This is a genomic window from Hwangdonia lutea, assembly GCF_032814565.1.
Taxonomy (GTDB): Bacteria; Bacteroidota; Bacteroidia; order Flavobacteriales; family Flavobacteriaceae; genus Hwangdonia; species Hwangdonia lutea.
In genome coordinates this window covers 1488044-1509216 of sequence record NZ_CP136521.1, presented here as the reverse complement: position 1 = coordinate 1509216, position 21173 = coordinate 1488044, and the positions used below count along the sequence as shown (strand labels likewise).

The following is a 21173-nucleotide window of genomic DNA, read 5'->3' as shown; positions in this document are numbered from 1 at the left end:
GGATGTTTAAGTTTTATCATTCAAAATTTAGGTTACCGTTTTAGCTATCAAATTATCAAAAAACTCCTGAAAGCTCTGGTTTTCTTCAATTTTCAGTTTTTTTCTCAAACGGTGTCTAGCGACTTTAATTGAGCTCTCTGATATACCAAAAAGGGTTGCAATATGCTGCGATGAGAAATTTAAGCGTATTAAGGCACAGAGCCTTACATCTCTATCGGTAATGTTTGGGCACACCTTTTTTATATTGGAAATAAACGTAGGCTGTACTTGCTGAAATAAACTGTAAAAATCATCCCAATCTTTATCCAGATTTAAAGTGTCGTCTATGACGTTTACTATAGATTTTAGCCTTTCGCTATCCTCATTTTGTTTTGCCACTTTAGAAATGTCATTTCTTATTTTATCGAGTAAATTATTTTTATGGATTTCTCTTAAAGTACGGTTGGTAAGCTCATCAGTTTTAAAGTTAAGTTCATTTTCAAGTTGTTTTTGCTTTAACTCCTGATTCGCCTTTTCCGCGTTAAGCAAATCTAAATTGTTTTGATATATTTTTTTGTTTTGCTCTTCTACTAATCTGGTTTTTTGATTTACGCGATGTTCAAGTTTTTGTTTTTGTCTTTTTATGGCTAATACCCGCCACTTGAAAAACCCAATTACAATGGCTATAAAAAATAAAAACATGAGGGTTTTTACCCAGATTTTTTCCCAAAAAGACGGCAATGCCGAAATATTTAAAGAGGCGATATGTGAGCTTTCATTTCCAGCATTGTTAATAGCTTTTACATTAAGGGTGTAATCGCCCGGATTTAAATTAGAAAAATAAATTGTTTGATGATTACCAACGGTTTGCCATTGTTCGTGCAGTCCTTCTAATTTGTACGCGTATGTAATTTTTTCGGGATCCCAATAATTGGAAGTGGCAAAACCTACGGTAAACACGACATTGTCCTTAGGCAAAGTAAGTTTGTTGTTTTCTAAATTGTTTTTAAAAAGCACTTGTTCTATGCCATTCTCATTAATTAGTGATATGCTTGTAAAAAAAACGTTTGGGTTTTTTGAATAGTTGTGTTTTAAATCTTTAGCTTTAAAATAAGTAAGGCCAAAATTACCAGCCATATATATAAAACCATCACTTCCAAATTCGGCCTTGTTGTTGTTAAAAGGCTGAATTCCATCATGGCTATCAAAGTTTTGAACGATACCATCGGGACTAATTTTACTCAATCCTAAATTGGTGCTACACCATATGTTTTTTTCATCATCTAATAAAATACCTCGTATAAAAGTCGCATCAAGCCCATTTTCTTTATCTATTCTTATAAAGTTATCGGCGCTTCTTACGTAACGGTTTAGGCCATAACCATAGGTTCCAACTAGAATTGAGAGGTCGTCGTCCTCAGCGATAGACAAAATACGACTTCCACTTAATGAAGTTTTGTCTCCTTTAATTGGTAAATATGATGTAAACTTACCTTGCTTAAAAACATTAAGTCCCGTTGCGGTACCCACCCACATATCGTCTTTTATATCTCTATACAAGCAGGTAATAACATTGCTGCTAAGGCCTAATTTTGAATTTACCGAATAAGTATTCAATATGTTCAAATGAGAATCGTAAACGGTAATTCCTGAGTTACTACCGACCCAAATATTGTCCTTTCCATCTTTTTCTATTGCAAAAATGGCTTTTAAACTGGACCGTTTTTCTGCTTTAAGAAACTGGTTGGTTTTTGGGTCGAAAATATTTAAACCACCGTACAATGTGCCTATCCAAATACGCCCTAGACCATCTTCGTATAACGAGAGTATATTGTTTCCGCTTAAATCATTATCATCATTTGGATCATCTTTAAAAACTGTAACTTTATGCGTTAAAGGGTTAAATCGTCTTAAGCCATTTCTACCGGCTGTTATCCAAAGGTCGCCATTTTTAGCCTCTAGTATCCTTGAGTCTTGTTTGTCTCTATGGTCCATGCCCAGTTTAGTGGGCGGTACATTGTATAAGTTAATATTGTTTTTAAAATAGCTCGCACCACCATGAACCGTACCGGTCCAAATAACATTATCTTCACCAGGGCTTATATCTAAAATGGCATTGTCTGAAATTGAAAACTCGTTGTAACCATCACTTTGAAAATAGTGGAATTTGTTTTTTGCCTTTTTGTAAAGATTAAGCCCGCCTCCATCAGTGCCAATCCATATATTATCATTTTTATCGGCGTAAAGGCTCAAGACCATATTGTTGTTAATGCTTTTGGAATTTTGGGTGTTGGTCTTTTTGTAGTGCTTGGCTTGTTCTAAATCAATATTATAACTAAAAAGTCCATTTCCGTTGGTAGCAATCCAAAGATTTCCATCGCTATCCGAAGTTATATCGTTTATATAAGCGGTATTATTAAACTTGGAAAAACCTGAGGACACAAATTCAGATTCGTTATAAACCCATAAATGGCCTTGGCTAGTGCCCATCCAAATAACACCATTTGTGTCTTGGAATAATGTGGTAGCATAATTGCTATAAGAGCCTCCATCGAAATTAAAAATTATATGGTTGGTGTTGTTGCCATTGTCTTTAATAGCCATACTAAAGATATTTCCTGATGCCGAACTGCATAAAAACCTTCCATTTTGTAATTGAATGATGCTGTGGATGTTTGACTCTAATTGTGTGTTTAAAAATGAATCTTGAGATTTGAATAATTCAAAATTGTCTTTTTCAGTATTTAAAAAATACAATCCTTTCGTTGTAGCGGCCCAAATATGTCCTTCTTTACCCTCTATAATGGTGTTAATCTCTGCTTGTTTTTCTTGCAAAAATTGATAGGTCTTTATGGTTTGGCCATTATAACTGTCTATGCCTAACCGGGTAGCAAACCACAAAAAACCTTCTTTATCCTGTAAAACATGGTTTATTCTACTATCAGAAATACCATCTTCAAAAGTAATACTCTGAAATTGCAGGCTTACATTTTGTGCGTATAATTTTATAGAAACAATAGTAAAAAGAGTGAAAAAACAAAGTAGAATTGATATGCGCATTGTTAACTTAATATTTTATGAATAAATTTGAACAAAAATAAATTAAACAGCTGTTTTATAAGGATATATGGTTTTTAATGTAACCCAAATGTAATGAAATGTAACCCAAATGTAACCTATTTTTTCGTGTTTTTATGTTATACATATTTAATTTTGTGAATAATTTTTGTTTGTAGGACAAACTTAAGATTAGAACAAACCAAAACAATTAACTAAACAATTATTAAGTATGAAGAAAATTAACTTTTTTATTAGTTTCTTCTTGTTATTGAGCACTATGAGCTTAATGGCACAAGAAAAAGTGATTAGTGGAACTGTTACCGATGAAAACAATGCGCCTCTACCCGGGGCAAACGTTGTTGTTAAAGGCACAACTACAGGAACACAAACAGATTTTGATGGTAATTATACCTTAAGTGTTCAAATAGGCGACGTGCTTGTTTTTTCTTATATAGGTATGAAAACTAAAGAACACGCCGTAACGGCAAACGATTCTAAAATCGCAATAGTATTGGTAGAGGATGCCGCTTTATTAGATGAAGTCGTGGTCGTAGGATTTGGTACAAAGAAAAAAGTTAACCTAACCGGATCGGTTTCCGTGGTTGATGGCGATGCTCTAGAAAACAGACCGGTAACAAACGTTGCTGCAGCTTTACAAGGAACCGTAGCAGGTATGAATTTTTCTGTAAACAATAGTGGTGGTGAGCTTAATAATGCCGTTAGCTTTAATATTAGAGGTTCTGGTACTATTGGTTCTGGTTCTTCTGGAGCTCCATTAATATTAATTGATGGTATGGAAGGTAATATGAACACCTTAAATCCACAAGATATAGAAAGTATCTCTGTGCTTAAGGATGCCGCTTCTTCTTCTATTTATGGTTCTAGAGCACCTTTTGGGGTTATACTTATTACCACTAAATCTGGAAAAGACGGTAAGATTACTATTAATTATAACAATAACTTTAGGTTAACAAGTCCACTGTTACAACCAAACATGTTGGATTCAGAATCTTTTGCAACCTATTGGAATGAGGCAGCCGCTAATGCTGGCCAATCTCCAAAATTTTCTGAGGAGGTATTGCAAAAAATTAGAGATTATCGATCAGGAAATTTACCTTATGAAACCGATTGGAATAGCTCCAATAACAATTGGAATATGTATCCTAATGGGTTTTCAGATAACAATTGGTTCGATATATTTTATAAAGATTCAGCAGCCTCTCAAGAGCATAACCTTAGTTTAAACGGAGGTACAGAAAAAGTAAATTACTATTTCTCTGCCAATTTTTTAGATCAGGAGGGCTTACTTAATTTTGGTAACGACCAATACGATAGGTATACTATAAATTCTAAAATAGCCTCTAAAATATCTGATAAAATAAATTTAACCTATTTGAGTAGGTTAACAAGAATTGATTACGAAAGATCGTCTTACCAAAGCGGTTTGTTTTTCCATAATATCGCAAGAAGATGGCCTACAATGCCATTTAAAGACCCGAATGGAAACTATGTGTATGGTAACGAAATTGCACATTTGGAAAACGGTAGAAACAAAGACCAAAATGATGAATTCGTTCAACAATTAAATGTTCAATTTACACCAGTAGAAAATTGGAACATCTATGCGAATCTGAATTATAAAATAAGCAATTCTTTTAACCATAACGAGTTTTTACCAATCTATAGGTACGATGAAGATGGTGTTGCCCATGCTGCTGCATTACAATATGTGTTATGGTCTCCAGGTGCTTCAAGAATTTACGAGAGCGCCTATAAGACTAACTATTTTAGCCCTAACGTATACACAGATTATACTTTAACTATAAATGAAGATCATGAGTTTAAAGTAATGGCTGGTTATCAATCAGAATTAACAAAAACACGTAACCTAGGCGTAAATAGAGATGATGTAATTACACCTAGTTTACCAACTATCAATACGGCTACGGGAGACACCAGAGGTTACGGTGCTTATCAACATTGGGCCATACAAGGTTATTTTGGCCGATTAAATTACTCATACAAGGACAGGTATTTATTAGAAGTTAATGGTAGATATGATGGGTCTTCACGTTTCTTAGACGATAAAAGATGGCAGTTTTTCCCTTCTTTCTCGGCAGGTTGGAATATTTCTAACGAGAACTTCTACAAAGACAGTAAGTTATCAGAACATGTTAACTTTTTAAAACTAAGAGGATCTTACGGTGAACTAGGAAATCAAAACACCAATAATTGGTATCCATTTTACCCGAGTATGGGCATTGGTGTAAATAATGGTGGTTGGTTAGTAAACGGATCAAGACCAAACACAGCATATCCTCCAGGACTTGTGAGCACATTGTTAACTTGGGAAAGAGTGACCTCTTGGAATGTTGGTTTAGACCTGCGTGCCTTTAACAGCCGATTGGGTGTTGGTTTAGATATTTATAACAGAACCACTTTTGATATGGTTGGGCCCGCACCAGAATTACCAGGAGTTTTGGGTGCTAGTCCACCAAGAATTAACAATACCGACATGGAATCAAAAGGATTCGATTTAGAGCTAAGTTGGAGAGATACATTCAACGATTTTTCTTATGGCGCTAAATTTATTTTATCAGACACCAGACAATTTGTAACCTCTTATCCAAACGAAACAGGTAATTTAGGACAATGGTACAATGGTAGGGAATTTGGTGAAATTTGGGGATACACTACACATGGCATTGCAAAGTCGGATACCGAAATGAACGATTGGTTGGCTACGCATAATCAAGACAGAATGGGATCTAACTGGGCTGCAGGAGATATTATGTACCAAAACCTAGATGACGACCCTGCCATTAACAATGGGTCTTTCACACTGGACGATCATGGCGATTTATCTGTTATTGGTAATAGCCAAGCCAGATATAGCTATAGTATCGATTTAGATGCAAACTATAAAGGATTTGATTTTAGAGCATTTTTCCAAGGTGTTGGAAAGCGTGATGTAGCTGTTGGAGGTCCTTACTTTTCTGGGGCTAATTCAAATATGTGGCAATCTGCTGGGTTTACACAGCACTTAGATTATTTTAGACCCGAAGACACTACAAGTCCATTTGGTCCAAATACAGACGCTTACTATCCACGACCACTTTTCGATTCGGGATGGAAAAACTTTCATACCCAAACAAGATGGTTGCAAAACGGTGCGTATTTAAGACTAAAGAATGTTCAATTGGGTTACACCATACCAGCAGACGTTACAGAAAAAGTAAACATTTCTAGAATGAGATTGTACTTATCTGGAGAAAACTTACTAACGTTTACAAAAATGAGTGATATTTTTGATCCTGAAACTACAGGTGGCGCCTGGGGGAATGGTAAAATATATCCACTGTCCAAAGTGTTTTCAGTTGGTCTTAGTTTAACTTTTTAAATTTTAAAAAATGAAAAAATCATATAAACATATTTTTATTTTAGGTCTTATTTTGGTCGGTTTTACCGCCTGTAGTGAAGACTTCTTAGAGAGAGCACCTCTTTCTGATGTAACACCAGAATTTTATTTAAAATCCGAAGCAGATTTAGCAGCATACGCCATTTCAAATTACTCATTCCCTTCGCATGCGGGATGGAATGCAGGTACTTTTACTTATGATAACGGTACAGACAACCAAGCCAGTACCAGCGCTAGTAACCTTTGGGTTCCTGGGCAGTATAGAGTAGGAACAAATGGAGGCGCTTGGAATTTTGATCGAATCCGTACTTTAAACTACTTTTTAGATGTTGTTATACCAAGATATGAAGCAGGTGAAATAAGCGGAAACGAAACCTATATTAAGCATTATATTGGCGAGATATACTTCCTAAGAGCTTATGAGTACTTTAATAAGCTAAAAAGCGTTGGCGATTTTCCAATTATTAAAAACCTATTGCCAGATGTTAAGGAAGAGTTGATTATAGCATCACAAAGGCGTCCAAGAAATGAAGTAGCCCGTTTTATTTTATCCGATTTGGATAAAGCTATTGATATGTTAACCAATATAGATCCTAACAAAAACAGGATAAGCCCTATGGTGGCTCAGCTTTTTAAATCTCGTGTTGCTTTATACGAAGGTACTTGGTTAAACTATCATAAAGGAACTGCCCATGTACCAGGTGGCCCAGGTTGGCCTGGAGCAAATAAAGACTATTTGTCTGGCTTTAGCATTAATATTGATAGTGAGATAGATTTCTTTTTAACAGAAGCTATGAATGCCGCCGAGGTGGTTGCCAGCAGTGTTAATTTAACACCAAATAATGGAGACACCGAAGGTACCGATGTGTTTAACAATCCGTATTACGCCATGTTTGGAGACCTAGATATGTCTAGTTATTCAGAGGTGTTGTTGTGGAGAGATTATGATGAAGCCTTAGTGTCTCACCACACCATGCATTACTTAAAAAATGGTGCAAATACAGGATATACCAAAGGTTATGTAGATAGCTATTTAATGAAGAATGGCTTACCTATTTATGCAGGTGGCTCGGGTTACAATGGTGATGATTACATTGCTGATGTATTAGATGATAGAGATGACAGATTACGCCTGTTTACCAAAGAACCTGGTGATGTTATTACTTACATTAATGGTGAAACCTTTGAGGAAGTACCAGGCTTGTTAGAAATTTCTGAGATTAGAGCAGTAACAGGCTATTCTGTTAGAAAGGGGATATATCCTGATGCCAATATGTTAGATGGTGCAAATCCTACCGTTACTGGGTCTATTGTGTTTAGAGCTTCAGAAGCTTACCTAAACTATATAGAAGCCGATTACGTAAAAAACGGAAGTTTAGATGGTAACTCTGCAAGCTACTGGGGGCAATTAAGAACCAGAGCTGGACTTCCTGCAGATTATAACATAACCATAGCGGCAACCGATTTGTCTCAAGAAAACGATTGGGCTAAATATTCGCAAGGCGAACTTGTAGATCCAACACTTTACAATATCAGAAGAGAGCGTCGATCGGAATTTATTGCGGAAGGCATGCGTTTAGACGACTTAAAGCGATGGAGAGCTTTGGACCAAGTGTCTAACTACGTTATAGAAGGCTTTAAAGTTTGGGGACCAATGAAAGCGTGGTATGAGAATCCTGATGGCAGTTCGCAATTAAGAGCTGAACCGGACGCAAGCCCAAATGTATCACCAGAATCAAATAGCATGTATATCAGACCTTATCAAATTGTTCAAGCCAATAACAATTTCTATAACGGTTATAATTGGAATCCTGCGCATTACCTAAGCCCTATTGCCTTTAATCACTTTTTAATTACTAGTGAAGGTGGAGACGCCAACAATTCGGTTATCTATCAAAACCCTGGTTGGTTAATTGAGGCAGGTACAGCAGCACAATAATAAGTTTTTTTTTTTGAATTTTAGTTTTTAAACCCCGTCATTTATTGTAAATGACGGGGTTTTTTATTTAATGGAAATCTTGTTTGTCGTGATAAGATTTAGACACCAATCAAAATAAAAACCATCTAAAATTTAGATGGTTTTTCGTTTTGCAATAAGTAGCTACTTTCAGCTTAAAGGCAATTATTTAATAATCTTTTTCAATAAAATCATGCCTCCTAATTTCCCAAAAATTTTCAGACCACTTTGAATCCAATTGAGCGGTTTCAAATCCTGCTTATATTCTTCTTTTAAAGCTTTAATCTCTTCAAATGCAATTTGGCGTTCTAAGTTTAATATCTTTAAATCGCGTTCTACACTTTCTATATCTTGATATGTTTTCATTTTTAATCGAAAAATTTTTCTGATAATGCTTTTACTGTCATATTATTAATGTGCTTTCTTGTAAGTAAGGCGATAACCGATAGAAAGATAAAAACAGCACCAACAATTACAAAGCCCAACATGTAACTATCCATGGCTTTACCTATGGCAAACGCCAAGGCAATACCTAAAAAGCACAGCCCCATAAGCAACAATCCGCCTATAATTATGGCTTTAAAAACCATACTGATGGATATGGATAATTGCTGAAATATTTTAAGCTTGTAGTAATCGAATGAAGTCTTTAGGTACTTCTCGCCAATTTCAGTGGCTTTTGCATTTGTTTTGCCTATTGATTCACTTAAACTCATGTATTATGATGTTTTTTGAAACTTTTTATTTTTTGCTTTTAAATCTTTTAACTTTCGCTCTAAAGATGAAATAACATCGTCGGCCTTATAGCTCGCATTTGAAATTATAGAATCAACCTGTTCGTCGATAGAAGCTTTTTTGGTCGTCGCTGTCGATACGACTTGCTCTTTGAGCTCCGTTGCTGTTTCGGCTAATCTTTGTTTGGCTAATTGCGCTTCGTCGCTTATTCGCTGTCTGGTATTGCTGCCTTTGTCTGGTGCAAATAGAATACCTAATACGGCGCCTACGGCTGTTCCTGCTAATATTCCTAATACTGTATTTCCGTTATTACTCATAATGTTTTGTGTTTTTAATTATACTTTAATTTGTGATTACACCCAATATAAGCAATTATGAGCAAATGTTTTAACGCAAAAGATTTAAATGTTGCCTTGATTAGAAAGCAAAACGATTGGTTTTACACACAGGCTTTAAATATGGTAAATCTGTATTTTTTATAGCAATTTTTAATGCAACTTCGCCTTAACCGCTTCAACTGTTTTTTTAGAATTACCAATAAAAATAGCATCATCAATAATAATTACGGGCCTGCTTAAAAAGGTGTAATGCTCCAATATATAGTGTTTGTAATCGCGTTCGGTGAGGTTTTGGTTTTTTAAATCCATTTCCTTGTAAAGTTTGGCGCGTTTACTAAAAAGGGCTTCGTAACTTCCCGAAAGGGCTTTCATTTGCTCTAATTGTTTAACCGTTATGGGTTCGGTTTTAATATCCTGTAAAACAAAATCTGATGGTAAATTCAGCTCTTTTAAAATTCTAATACAAGTGCTGCAGGTTTTTAAATAGTATACTTTTTTCATAATGAATTGATTTTATCACGTCCTTGAAAAAGGAAATCTAAAGAATTTCTATAACAAATAAAGGCAATTATAGCAGAAATACTATATTTATCGAAAAAATAAACCTTATGGATTTTACCTTCCGAGTTTTAAATAACACACGATCTATTTTAGCAAAAATAATTGACGATAATTCCTTAAAGGATTTGAATAAAATACCTAAAGGCTTTAATAATAATATAATTTGGAATATTGCCCATATTGTGGTTTCAGAGCAATTGTTGGCGTATAAACTGTCGGGTTTGCCATCTGTACTTTCAGATGAAATGATTAACAAATATAGAAAAGGCACCAAACCCGAGGGCGAGCTTAACCAAGACGAGGTAAACCAAATAAAAGGCTTGTTGCTTTCAACATTGGAAAACACAAAAACCGATTATAAAAATGGTGTTTTTAAAAGCTTTAATGCGTATACGGTTTCTACAACCGGAAATACATTAAATAACATTGATGAAGCCTTGCAATTTATTCTCACCCACGAAGGCATTCACTATGGCTATGTTTTGGCACTTTTAAAAGCGGTTAAAAACTAGGTAAGGTTTGGCATCTTCAAAAGGAATGCTGAATTCTAAAATACCAGATGAATATGGTGCGATTTCGTAGGTGTTGTAAAGTAGTATAATACCGTCGTCACTATATCCTATGTTTTCAGGAAGCTGAAAAGTTTCAGGGTCTAATAGCAGATCCTTGTCTTTTATTGATGCCTCAAAATGCTTTTTGGCCATGGATTTAAAACCTTCAATGTCTGTAAATAATGCGTTGGTATCAAGCAATTTCCCTGTAGAAGTATCAAAATTTAAAAAGGAAATATTTAAGTTTCCATGCGCGCCGCCAGTATTGGTATAACTCGTTAGCGAAATGCTTATTATATCTTGCGCTTTAAAAATAACTTCACCATCAATTTGGGCCTCCCATTTTTGGGTGCTTTCCGGAAAGTCATTTATAAAATCGGTGTACTCTTGGTTGAAATCTTCAATGCTTTCTTCAACAGATTTTTCAGTTGTATTGTTAGATTCTCCTATTTGCAGTGCTTTAATCACATAGTCTTTAGTAGCTGCATTTATGGATTTAGCAGCATCATTATCGGTATTGGCTAAAGGGATGTTAATTTCAACAATCTGATTGTTTTCCGAAGTAATGTTTGTTTCTGTAAAGTTGATTGGTTTATCTGTTTTACAGCTGAAAAACATATAAAAAACACAGGTCAATAAAAGGTATTTATTTTTAAACATAAGCATAATTTAAACTCGTGTTAAAGGTAATTATTGCATTTGAAATGAAAAAGAACTCCTCGATAGATTATTGAACTTTCAGTTGAAATGGTCATTCCCGCAAAAGCGGAAATCCAAGTAAAAGTACGGTAGGTTTATGGCAAAGCGTCACTAATTTCCCTGAGTTAAATTATTTTTACTAGACCGAATTAAAACTTACATTTGTAACAAATACAACAAATCATGAAATTTAATACAAAAGTAATACACGGTGGCCAAGAACACGACCCCGCTTACGGTGCTGTAATGCCGCCAATATATCAAACAACAACCTACGCCCAAACCACTCCTGGGGGGCATAAAGGTTACGAATACTCCAGATCGCACAACCCAACCAGAAATGCTTTGGAAAATGCTTTTGCAAGTATTGAAAACGGAAATTACGGACTTGCATTTGGGTCTGGTTTAGCAGCTATTGATGCTGTTATAAAGCTATTAAAACCCGGGGACGAAGTGGTTTCTACCAACGATTTGTACGGTGGTTCGTTTAGGTTGTTTACTAAAATATTCCAGGATTTTGGCATTAAATTCCATTTTGTAGGTATGGAAAATGCCGCGAATATCGAGTCGTATATTAATACGAATACAAAACTTATTTGGGTTGAAACACCAACCAACCCAATGATGACTATTATCGATATCAAAGCCGTATCTGCCATAGCCAAAAAACACAATATTTTATTGGCGGTAGACAACACCTTTGCCACACCTTATTTACAGCAGCCGTTAGATTTGGGAGCAGACATTGTAATGCATTCGGCAACCAAATACCTAGGCGGACATAGCGATGTGGTTATGGGAGCCTTGGTTGTAAAAGACAAAGATTTGGCGGATAAGCTGTATTTTATTCAAAATGCAAGTGGCGCTATTTGCGGACCACAAGACAGCTTTTTATTGTTAAGAGGTATAAAAACATTGCATGTAAGAATGCAACGCCATTGCGAAAACGGCAAAGCTGTAGCTGAATTTTTAGCAGATCATCCTAAAGTTGAAAACGTGTATTGGCCAGGGTTTGAGAATCACCCAAATCATCATATCGCCAGAACACAAATGAAAGATTTTGGCGGGATGATTTCGTTTACAACAAAAGGCAATAATTATGATGAAGCCATAAAAATAGTAGAGAATTTAAAGGTATTTACTTTAGCTGAGTCATTAGGAGGCGTCGAGTCACTTTCTGGACACCCAGCAAGTATGACGCATGCTAGCATACCAAAAGAAGAACGCGAAAAAACCGGTGTTGTAGATTCTTTAATACGATTAAGTGTAGGTATAGAAGATATAGATGATTTAATTGCAGATTTAAAACAAGCGTTGGGATAAACGCAATAGAATCTGAGTAAAAACAAACCCCATAAATGAACTTTCATTTATGGGGTTTTTATGTAAGTATAAATGTCTTTTTTAATCTAAATAATAAATATAACCAATATTAAACCACAATAGCCAATCGTTATGCTTGTTGTATTCTAGTTTGTGGTTTAACCCATCAACCCAATCACTAAAATAATATTGAAATCTAAAATCCAGCATTAAATCAGATAATTTATCCAACTTGTAACGAACTCCCGCACTACTCACTATAGACCAGGTACTTCCGCCGTTAACATTTATAGGATACGGGTCTACAGCAGGGTTAAAGTTGTTAAACCATTGCGAATAGATGTTTGCCTGATCGAAAACCCCTCGATAATTGGGGTCGGTAGTGTCGCCATAAGTTGTACTCGCTTTTGGACTAAAAGATGTGTAATGAACACCTAAACTGGCAAAAGGTGCAAATCTGTATGCAAATCCTTGAAAATCACGAATGCTTTTAGGGAAAAACTCAAGCTGTGTTCCAATATCTAAATTTTGCGCAATACCCGAATGAGCTCTCAGCCTATTGGCATCTGGTGATGTTTTGTTTGGGTTTACCCATTTTCCATGATGATTTAATGTGGTTTTATTCCAAGAAATTTCGTTTCTTAATTTAAAATGATCATTCCAATATGTATCGGCTGAATAGCAGTCGCAATCGGCTCGATACGCAAAATTGATATAATGAATGATGCCAATACCAAACCCTGAATTACCAAAATTTGTTTTTATATCATCACGACTACCAAAATCCGATCTAAATTCTACCGGACCAGCAATAACGCCTATTTCGTGAGAGAAGCCTAATTGAGAAAATGCAGTTTGAGAAATAACAAACATGCAAAAAGCTGAAGCTAAATGTTTCAAGTTAAGCATAATAAGATTTATGTTTTCTGAGGCATTATATCAACAAATATATAAAAATGCAATTAACAAACAAATATTAATGCCTTTTGAGGAATGAGATACCATAAGGTTATTACGAAATATAAAAAAAGATGACATATTTTTTATAGATAACGTATATTTGTGCCCTAAAATTACATTTTCCACAACAAAGTAATACATTCATGTATATGAAACACAATATTGAAGCATTTTTAAATCAAGTAAAACAGCGCAATAGCCACGAACCAGAATTTTTACAAGCGGTTGAAGAAGTAGCCGAAACTGTAATTCCCTATATTCTTGAACACGATATATATCGGGGCAAAAATATACTTACCAGAATGGTAGAGCCAGAGCGATTAATTTCGTTTAGGGTGTCTTGGGTTGATGACCAAGGTAAGATTCAGGTAAACCGAGGTTATCGTGTACAAATGAATTCTGCCATTGGCCCTTATAAAGGAGGCTTGCGTTTTCACCCAACTGTAAATGCCAGTATTTTAAAGTTTTTAGCTTTCGAGCAAGTGTTTAAAAACTCTTTAACAACCCTACCCATGGGCGGTGGAAAAGGAGGATCGGATTTTGATCCTAAAGGAAAGTCGGATAATGAAATTATGCGTTTTTGTCACGCTTTTATGAGCGAATTATTTAGGCATATTGGACCAAATACGGATGTTCCAGCTGGAGATATTGGTGTTGGCGGCAGGGAAATAGGCTTTCTATTTGGGATGTACAAAAAAATAAAAAACGAATTTACTGGTGTTTTAACCGGCAAAGGGATGTCTTGGGGAGGCTCTTTAATACGACCAGAAGCCACAGGTTATGGTACGGTGTATTTTGCCGAAAAAATGCTAAACACCAAAGGCGATGATTTTAAAGATAAAAATGTTGTGGTTTCAGGGTCTGGAAATGTAGCGCAGTATGCCGTTGAAAAATCTTTACAATTGGGTGCTAAGGTATTAACCATGTCTGATTCTTCGGGCTATATTTATGATGCAGATGGCATTGATTCCGATAAGCTCGCCTTTGTAATGGAATTGAAAAATGTAAAACGCGGCAGAATTCATGAATATGTTGTAAAATACCCCAATGCAGAGTTTGTAGAAGGAAAAACCCCATGGGGCGTAAGTTGCGAAATCGCATTGCCATGCGCTACCCAAAACGAACTTAACGAAGCGGATGCCAACACGCTTTTAAACAATGGTTGTATTTGTGTTAGCGAAGGTGCCAACATGCCATCAACTAAAGAGGCTATAACGGCCTTCCATAGAGCCAAAATATTATTTGCTCCAGGAAAGGCTTCAAATGCTGGGGGCGTGGCAACATCTGGTTTGGAAATGACACAAAACTCTTTGCGATTTAATTGGACAAGAGAAGAGGTAGATAATAAGTTAAAAGAAATTATGTGCAATATTCACGATTCCTGTATTAAATACGGGAAAGAGGAAGATGGCTATATAGATTATGTTAAGGGCGCTAACATTGCTGGATTTGTTAAAGTAGCCGATGCTATGTTGGCACAAGGTGTTGTTTAGTAACACACAATTATAAAAACGATAAAAAACCTCCTGGATTTTAGGAGGTTTTTTTATTGATTATTGAGGTTTTCAGTTTTAAATTAAGAGGCTCCTAGTATATTAATACATCCTTTATTTTACCGTCCTCTTGATATTCAGTATCCGTATTTACCTTCCATAAATCTATTTGATTGTTATTTGTGATTTTATTGGCCGCTAAAAGCCCCATTAAAATAGAGTGATCTTGATTATTATACTTAAAAGCCCCGTAACGGCCAATAGGCATTAAACCTTCAATATCTTTTAAATAATCTTTAACTATATCTAATTTGTTCATATATCCGGTTTCATAAACAGGGTAACATTTTGGCACTCGAATAACTCTAGAATTGATGATTTTATCTTTTTTAGGAATAAGGTTGATAACAGAAAGTTCTTCCTTAGCCATTTTTATCAGGTCATTGTCGTTCGCACTCCAGATTTTGTCTTTTTCAAAACACCAAAATTCTAAAGCTAAAATAGAGGTGTTTTTATCTTTGGTTAAAGTTGGACACCAATTTCTAAAATTTGTAACTCTTCCTAATTTAACTTCTGGGGCGTGTATATATAACCAGTTATCTGTAAACAGATCTTTTGTGTCTACTTCAAAATATACTAAGATGGTATTTCTAAAATAAAGTGAATCAATGGCGTTTTTTACCTTTCCAGGAACCTGATCAAATCCATTTACCAAATTGGTTAATGGCATTGTTGAAATAACGTAATCTGCTTCAAAAACAGAACCATCAACCAATTCTACACCGCGAACCTTTTTATTGGATTTATTAAGTAAAACTCTTTTTACAGGCTTGTTAAATACTATTTTTCCATTTTCCTTTTTTATTGATTCCGCTGCGCGCTCATATAATGTGCCAGTGCCATTGTTGGGGTAGGCAAATTGATCGACCAATGTTTTATGTTTGTTACCTTTGTTATTGAATATTGAAGAAAATACAGCTTGAACTAACGACAGTGTTTTTATTCTTTGTGCTGCCCAATCTGCATCAATTTGGGTGCATTTTATACCCCAAAGTTTTTCGCTGTAATTTTTAAAAAATATAGTATATAGTTTTTTTCCAAACCTGTTGCTTATCCATTCTTCTAAATTTTTTGGGTTTTTTATGGGAAATAACACTCTAACTATATAATGCCAAAGAATTTGAAAAATAGTGACAAATGATAAATTTTTTAAAACATTCCCAAATTTTAATGGATACTGAAAATATTTACCATTATAAAATATTCGTGTTTGCCTATTTACAAGCGTAAAATCATCTTTTACCAACGCATTAAAAAAAGCATTTACCTCTTTTTGTTTTGAAAAAAAACGATGTGGACCTAAATCTACTATTTGCCCCCATAAATTAAAACTCCTAGACATGCCGCCCACGTGGTTGCTAGCTTCAAAAACTATTACATCGACGCCTTTTTTGCTTAACTCGTACGCGCAACTAAGTCCTGCGGGACCAGCACCAATAACAATAGCCTTTTTCATTTATAAATTTTAAAAATCGAATGGTTTGGCAATATACAATATATGAGGTTTTTATTAAGAATGGATAAGTTAATTCTGCTGAGAAATTAGCAAAGCTTTCTTTTTTCTTGAAAAACCCAAAACAGCGAAAAGCAAATAAATGGGCAGTACTGCAACTAGAAATCTTGATGCGCCAATAAAGCCGGTTAAAGCCGTTATATAAACTATTATAAGCAACATAAACCAATATGCTTTTGGCGCTGTTTTATAATTATTTTTCCAAAATAATGTAAACCCTATTAGTTTTAGGATATTAAATAATAAGACAATTGGTATTAAAATTAGTATTAACGTGGGTTGAGTTCTAAAATAATTTATTGCTCCAGAAAAACCACTTATGTTATAGTGTTTTAAAAACCCAACTTCGGAGGTGTTCTTGAATTCAAAAAAATTATACAAATCAAATCTACCGGGGTCAATAAACATTTTTATGCCACCTATTATGTGCATGTAAACATAACTTAACCAGTCTTGTTTTATATAGCTTAAAGATAATTTTCTTATCTCATTTTGCTGTTCGGCGTAAGTAGTTTTTCTACTCGCTTGCTCAGTGATTTCCGATTTAACTTTTAATGCATATTCCTCACCATATTTATTAGTATGAAAATAGTATAAATTGTAATTTTTTAAGTTAATATTTTGAATACTAGAAAACTCAAAACTACCCGTTCTTTGGTAATTCCAATTCATATATAAAAGGCAAGCCGTAAGTGGTATTAATGAAAATAGAAATGCTTTTTTTATGTACTTGCTTAACCAAACACATAAAATAATGTTAGGTAAAACAAACAAATAAAAAACGGGTTTTGTTAAAAACAGTAAAACAATTACAATCTGAAAATATAATAAATGATATTTGTTGGATTTAGTTATTAAGTGATGAAATAAATAACACAATACAATGATTAAAAATTGAAATAAAATTTCACTCATCAGTAAGTTTGAATAAATAAACTGACTTACAGAGGTTAGTAGAAAGAGGACTAAGATATTTTGATTTATTTGCTTGTAGTATGCCTTAAATAGCTTTATGCATAAAAACATACTCATTATTGAAAGTATATTTTGGGCAATTAGCACGCTAATTTCAGAATTTAAAAAAAATGAAAATACAAGTATGAATAAGCTGTATAACGGAGGTCTTTTTGTGTAATGCTCAAAATTTATTTCAGCGTTAAGTTGGGCGGAATAAAACTCAAAGCTATTTTTTATGTTTTCGGCTAAACTGTAATAGTCGTGGGAATCTGCTAAATAAAAATGACCCAAAGAGATTTTGGTAAAAAGAAAAATACAGTGTGTTAATATTATAATTATAAATAACTTTTTATTTGAACTAAAAAAAGATAGATAGGAGTTTTCATTCATAATTAAACAAATCTAATTTAATTTTAAATGATACAAAACCTTTTCTCAATTAACTTTTAGCCATAATATACATTATACTAGGTAATTGTCGTTAGATATAAATATATTTGAATTTTTAAATTAGCTATGATTAAAAGACTTGCTGTATTTACACTGTTTTTATTACCATTGCTGCTTTCTGCCCAGGATTTCTCGGCACTTTGGCAAGGTCATTTTTCATACAATACCATTAAGGACGTTGTAAAGGGCAACAACAAAATTTATGCAGCTTCAGATAATGCTATTTTTAGTTTAGATTTACAAACTAACGAGTTAAGCACACTTACTACCGTTAATGGATTGTCCGGCGAAACTATTTCAACCATATATTATAGCGATGTTTATAAGTTGTTGCTTATTGGCTACGAAAATGGTTTAATTGAAATTGCTTTTGATGATGATGACGATATTCTCTCCGTTGTCGATATTATTGAGAAACCAACTATTCCGCCAACCAGCAAAAAAATTAATCATTTTAAGGATTATAATAATGTGGTTTATGTGTCTACCAATTATGGTGTTTCTGTATTTAATATGGAGCGCTTAGAATTTGGCGACACCTATTTTATAGGAGGCTCAGGCGGTCAAACGCGAGTTAATCAAACCGCTATTTTAGGCGATTATATTTACGCAGCATGTGTAGATGGTAACGGATTGAAAAAAGCACAAATAACTAGCCCTAATTTAATTGATTACCAAAATTGGCAAACGGTAACCAATGGCGATTTTTTGGCCGTTGAAACTGTAGAAAATAGCTTATATGCACTTAGAACCAACAGCAGAATGTATCGTGTGGTAAACGATGTTTTAACTGAGGTGTTTCAGTTTCCAAATATGCCCGTTGATGTAAAGGCAGTTAGCGATAGACTATTGGTTACAACACAAAACAGTGTTTATATGTACGATAGTGGTTTTAATGCTTTAGCTCAAGCTGATGTAAATAGTACCTTTAATACAGCATTTACATCGGCTGTTTTTCATTTAGATTCCATGTATATAGGCACCAAAGATTTTGGTGTTTTAAAAACGTCGGTTTCAAATCCTACCGAATATGAGGAAATTCATCCCGAAGGTCCGCTGTTAAACATCCCGTTTTCAATTCAATCTGGCGAAAACGAATTGTGGGTTACCTTTGGTGAGTACGACTTATTTTATAACCCATACGGTTTAAATAGTAGAGGCATTAGCTACTTTAAAGACGATAGTTGGATCAATACGCCCTATGAAGATGTTTTGGACGCAAAGTGTTTATCTACTATTTCTATAAACCCGAGTAATAACAATCAAGTCTTTATAGGTTCTTTTTTTAGTGGACTTTTAGAGGTAAATGATGGTATTCCTACTACACTTTATAACGAAACAAATAGTGGTTTGGAATCATTGGTGTTGCCTTCAAACCCCAATTATGTCGATATTAGAGTTGGAGCAACAGTATTTGATAAAAACGGAGTTTTATGGACACTTACAAGTCAAGTTGAAAACGCTTTAAAATCATTTAACCCAAGTAACAATCAATGGCAATCCTATAGTTTTAAAAAATTCAGAACAGAATTAGGCTATCCTAAAATTGTAATTGGAAACGATAACACCAAATGGATAGCGGGATACTGGAATGGTGTTATTGGATTTAATGAAAACAACGGCACACCGTTGTTAAAAAACATAAACAGTGAGGAGAGTAATATGCCAGCCCATAATGTAAGGGCGATTGCCATAGATAAAAGAAATCAGTTGTGGGTAGGAACAGAACGGGGATTACGAGTTATTTACAACACCTCAAATTTCTTTACCGAAGAAAATATTCGCGCCGAGGAAATAATTATAGAAGAAGGCGGCATCGCAAAAGAGTTATTGTTTGAGCAAAACATTACAGACATTGAAGTTGACGGCTCCAACAATAAATGGATTGGAACTACCGATTCCGGACTGTTTTATTTTTCTGCTGATGGCCAAAAAACCATATTTCATTTTACAAAAACCAATTCGCCTTTACCATCAAATACCATAAACGATGTCTCATTAGACCCTTCAAACGGCATTGTTTACATCGCAACAAACAAAGGCTTGGTGTCTTTTCAGTCGGGTGGCTCAAGTCCGTTAAACGATTTAGAAAGCGCTTATGCCTATCCAAATCCGGTAAGACCAACCTTTAATATTGTTGATGAAAAAGTGAAAATCAAGGATATTTCAGAAAATGTAAATATAAAAATTACAGATATCGAGGGGAATCTGGTAGCCGAGGCACAATCCAGAAACAATCTGCGATACAGCGGTTACAATCTCGAAATTGATGGAGGAACAGCCTATTGGAACGGAAAAAACCTTGCCAACAATGTCGTGGCTTCCGGCGTTTATCTTGTTATGTTATCGGATTTGGATACCTTTGAAACCAAAGTGTTGAAATTAATGGTTGTTAGATAATGCTACTTTCCACAAATGCCATTGTATTATCCAAATTAAAGTACCGCGATAACGACTTAATCGTAAAATGCTATACCGAGCAATTGGGCTTGGTTAGTTTTCTGTTAAGAGGTGTGTTTAAAAGCAAAAAAGGAAGCTCTAAAATCGCATATTTTCAGCTATTATCGCAATTACAATTACAGATTGATTATAAAGAAAACCGTTCTTTACAACGTATAAAAGAGGTTAAGCTACATCAATTGTACACCAGTTTGCACGCTAATATTTATAAAAGCTCCATTGTTATGTTTTTGGCTGAGGTTTTGGCAAACACCTTAAAAGAAGAAGAGCAAAACAACAACTTATTTAGTTATATCGAAACCACCTTATTGTGGCTCGATGCACAGTCAGAATACTCAAACTTTCATTTGCTTTTTTTACTAAACCTCACCAAATATTTAGGTTTTTATCCCGAAGAAATTTATAGTTCATACAATTACTTTAATTTATTAGATGGTAAATTTGAAACCAAACAATATGGAAAATATACCGTGTCTGGAGAAAATTTAACACTTTTAAAAACCCTATTGGGCACAACATTTGATGGCTTATCTTCAGTGAAAATTAACGCAAAACAAAGACAATCGTTTTTAAGTATGATTTTGCTTTATTTTGAATTACATTTGGGCAGTTTTAAAACCCCAAAATCACTCCAGATTTTTAATCAAGTTTTTAGTTAA

Annotated in this window: 16 protein-coding genes; 7 read left to right on the top strand and 9 right to left on the bottom strand. The window is 34.6% G+C overall.

The genetic code is table 11. The annotated features are described in order from the left end of the window. Positions 1-27: 27 nt before the first annotated feature. Complete coding sequence (locus RNZ46_RS06500; RefSeq protein ID WP_316984572.1) at positions 28-3039, bottom strand: ligand-binding sensor domain-containing protein; 3012 nt, start codon at positions 3037-3039, stop codon at positions 28-30. 229 nt (positions 3040-3268) lie between these two features. Between RNZ46_RS06500 and RNZ46_RS06495 the strand changes: the two genes are divergently transcribed. Together RNZ46_RS06495 and RNZ46_RS06490 are read left to right on the top strand one after the other, a co-directional pair. Further along, positions 3269-6439 (top strand): SusC/RagA family TonB-linked outer membrane protein, encoded by a 3171-nt coding sequence (locus RNZ46_RS06495; RefSeq protein WP_316984571.1) that lies wholly within the window; start codon positions 3269-3271, stop codon positions 6437-6439. A 10-nt stretch (positions 6440-6449) separates the two neighbouring features. Further along, a complete protein-coding gene (locus RNZ46_RS06490) occupies positions 6450-8396 on the top strand; it encodes a RagB/SusD family nutrient uptake outer membrane protein (RefSeq protein WP_316984570.1) in 1947 nt (648 codons plus the stop codon). 183 nt (positions 8397-8579) lie between these two features. Here the strand turns inward: RNZ46_RS06490 and RNZ46_RS06485 are convergent, their stop codons facing one another. The 4 genes from RNZ46_RS06485 to RNZ46_RS06470 all read right to left on the bottom strand — a co-directional run bounded on the left by RNZ46_RS06485 (position 8580) and on the right by RNZ46_RS06470 (position 9988). Further along, positions 8580-8780, bottom strand: coding sequence for a hypothetical protein (locus tag RNZ46_RS06485; RefSeq protein ID WP_316984569.1), 201 nt, complete (start codon positions 8778-8780; stop codon positions 8580-8582). Positions 8781-8782: 2 nt separating this feature from the next. Beyond that, on the bottom strand, positions 8783-9130 hold the full coding sequence (locus RNZ46_RS06480; protein ID WP_316984568.1) for a hypothetical protein: 348 nt from the start codon (positions 9128-9130) through the stop codon (positions 8783-8785). Between the two features lie 3 nt (positions 9131-9133). Beyond that, positions 9134-9466, bottom strand: coding sequence for a YtxH domain-containing protein (locus RNZ46_RS06475; protein ID WP_316984567.1), 333 nt, complete (start codon positions 9464-9466; stop codon positions 9134-9136). Between the two features lie 171 nt (positions 9467-9637). Continuing rightward, positions 9638-9988, bottom strand: a complete 351-nt coding sequence (locus RNZ46_RS06470) for an arsenate reductase family protein (protein ID WP_316984566.1) — start codon at positions 9986-9988, stop codon at positions 9638-9640. A 107-nt stretch (positions 9989-10095) separates the two neighbouring features. Between RNZ46_RS06470 and RNZ46_RS06465 the strand changes: the two genes are divergently transcribed. Next, positions 10096-10560: a DinB family protein gene (locus tag RNZ46_RS06465; protein ID WP_316984565.1), complete on the top strand. Its 465-nt coding sequence runs from the start codon at positions 10096-10098 to the stop codon at positions 10558-10560. On the opposite strand, the gene RNZ46_RS06460 is transcribed toward RNZ46_RS06465, so the two are convergent. Next, positions 10540-11259 (bottom strand): DUF3298 and DUF4163 domain-containing protein, encoded by a 720-nt coding sequence (locus RNZ46_RS06460; RefSeq protein WP_316984564.1) that lies wholly within the window; start codon positions 11257-11259, stop codon positions 10540-10542. The genes RNZ46_RS06465 and RNZ46_RS06460 overlap by 21 nt on opposite strands. Before the next feature lie 222 nt (positions 11260-11481). Here RNZ46_RS06460 and RNZ46_RS06455 point away from each other — a divergent pair, with 222 nt between their 5' ends. Continuing rightward, the gene (locus tag RNZ46_RS06455; protein WP_316984563.1) at positions 11482-12621 is read left to right on the top strand and encodes a cystathionine gamma-synthase; all 1140 of its coding nucleotides are present in this window, start codon (positions 11482-11484) and stop codon (positions 12619-12621) included. Positions 12622-12702: 81 nt separating this feature from the next. On the opposite strand, the gene RNZ46_RS06450 is transcribed toward RNZ46_RS06455, so the two are convergent. Continuing rightward, the gene (locus RNZ46_RS06450; protein ID WP_316984562.1) at positions 12703-13530 is read right to left on the bottom strand and encodes a THC0290_0291 family protein; all 828 of its coding nucleotides are present in this window, start codon (positions 13528-13530) and stop codon (positions 12703-12705) included. A 200-nt stretch (positions 13531-13730) separates the two neighbouring features. Here RNZ46_RS06450 and gdhA point away from each other — a divergent pair, with 200 nt between their 5' ends. After that, positions 13731-15074, top strand: a complete 1344-nt coding sequence (gene gdhA / locus RNZ46_RS06445) for an NADP-specific glutamate dehydrogenase (RefSeq protein ID WP_316984561.1) — start codon at positions 13731-13733, stop codon at positions 15072-15074. A gap of 94 nt (positions 15075-15168) precedes the next feature. On the opposite strand, the gene RNZ46_RS06440 is transcribed toward gdhA, so the two are convergent. Both RNZ46_RS06440 and RNZ46_RS06435 read right to left on the bottom strand, forming a co-directional pair. Continuing rightward, positions 15169-16590 (bottom strand): FAD-dependent oxidoreductase, encoded by a 1422-nt coding sequence (locus tag RNZ46_RS06440; RefSeq protein WP_316984560.1) that lies wholly within the window; start codon positions 16588-16590, stop codon positions 15169-15171. A 69-nt stretch (positions 16591-16659) separates the two neighbouring features. Further along, complete coding sequence (locus RNZ46_RS06435; RefSeq protein ID WP_316984559.1) at positions 16660-17319, bottom strand: hypothetical protein; 660 nt, start codon at positions 17317-17319, stop codon at positions 16660-16662. A gap of 801 nt (positions 17320-18120) precedes the next feature. On the opposite strand from RNZ46_RS06435, the gene porZ reads away from it, so the two are divergent. Further along, positions 18121-20454 (top strand): type IX secretion system anionic LPS delivery protein PorZ, encoded by a 2334-nt coding sequence (gene porZ, locus RNZ46_RS06430; protein ID WP_316984558.1) that lies wholly within the window; start codon positions 18121-18123, stop codon positions 20452-20454. Next, positions 20454-21173: a DNA repair protein RecO gene (gene recO / locus RNZ46_RS06425; protein ID WP_316984557.1), complete on the top strand. Its 720-nt coding sequence runs from the start codon at positions 20454-20456 to the stop codon at positions 21171-21173. Before porZ ends, recO begins: the two co-directional genes overlap by 1 nt.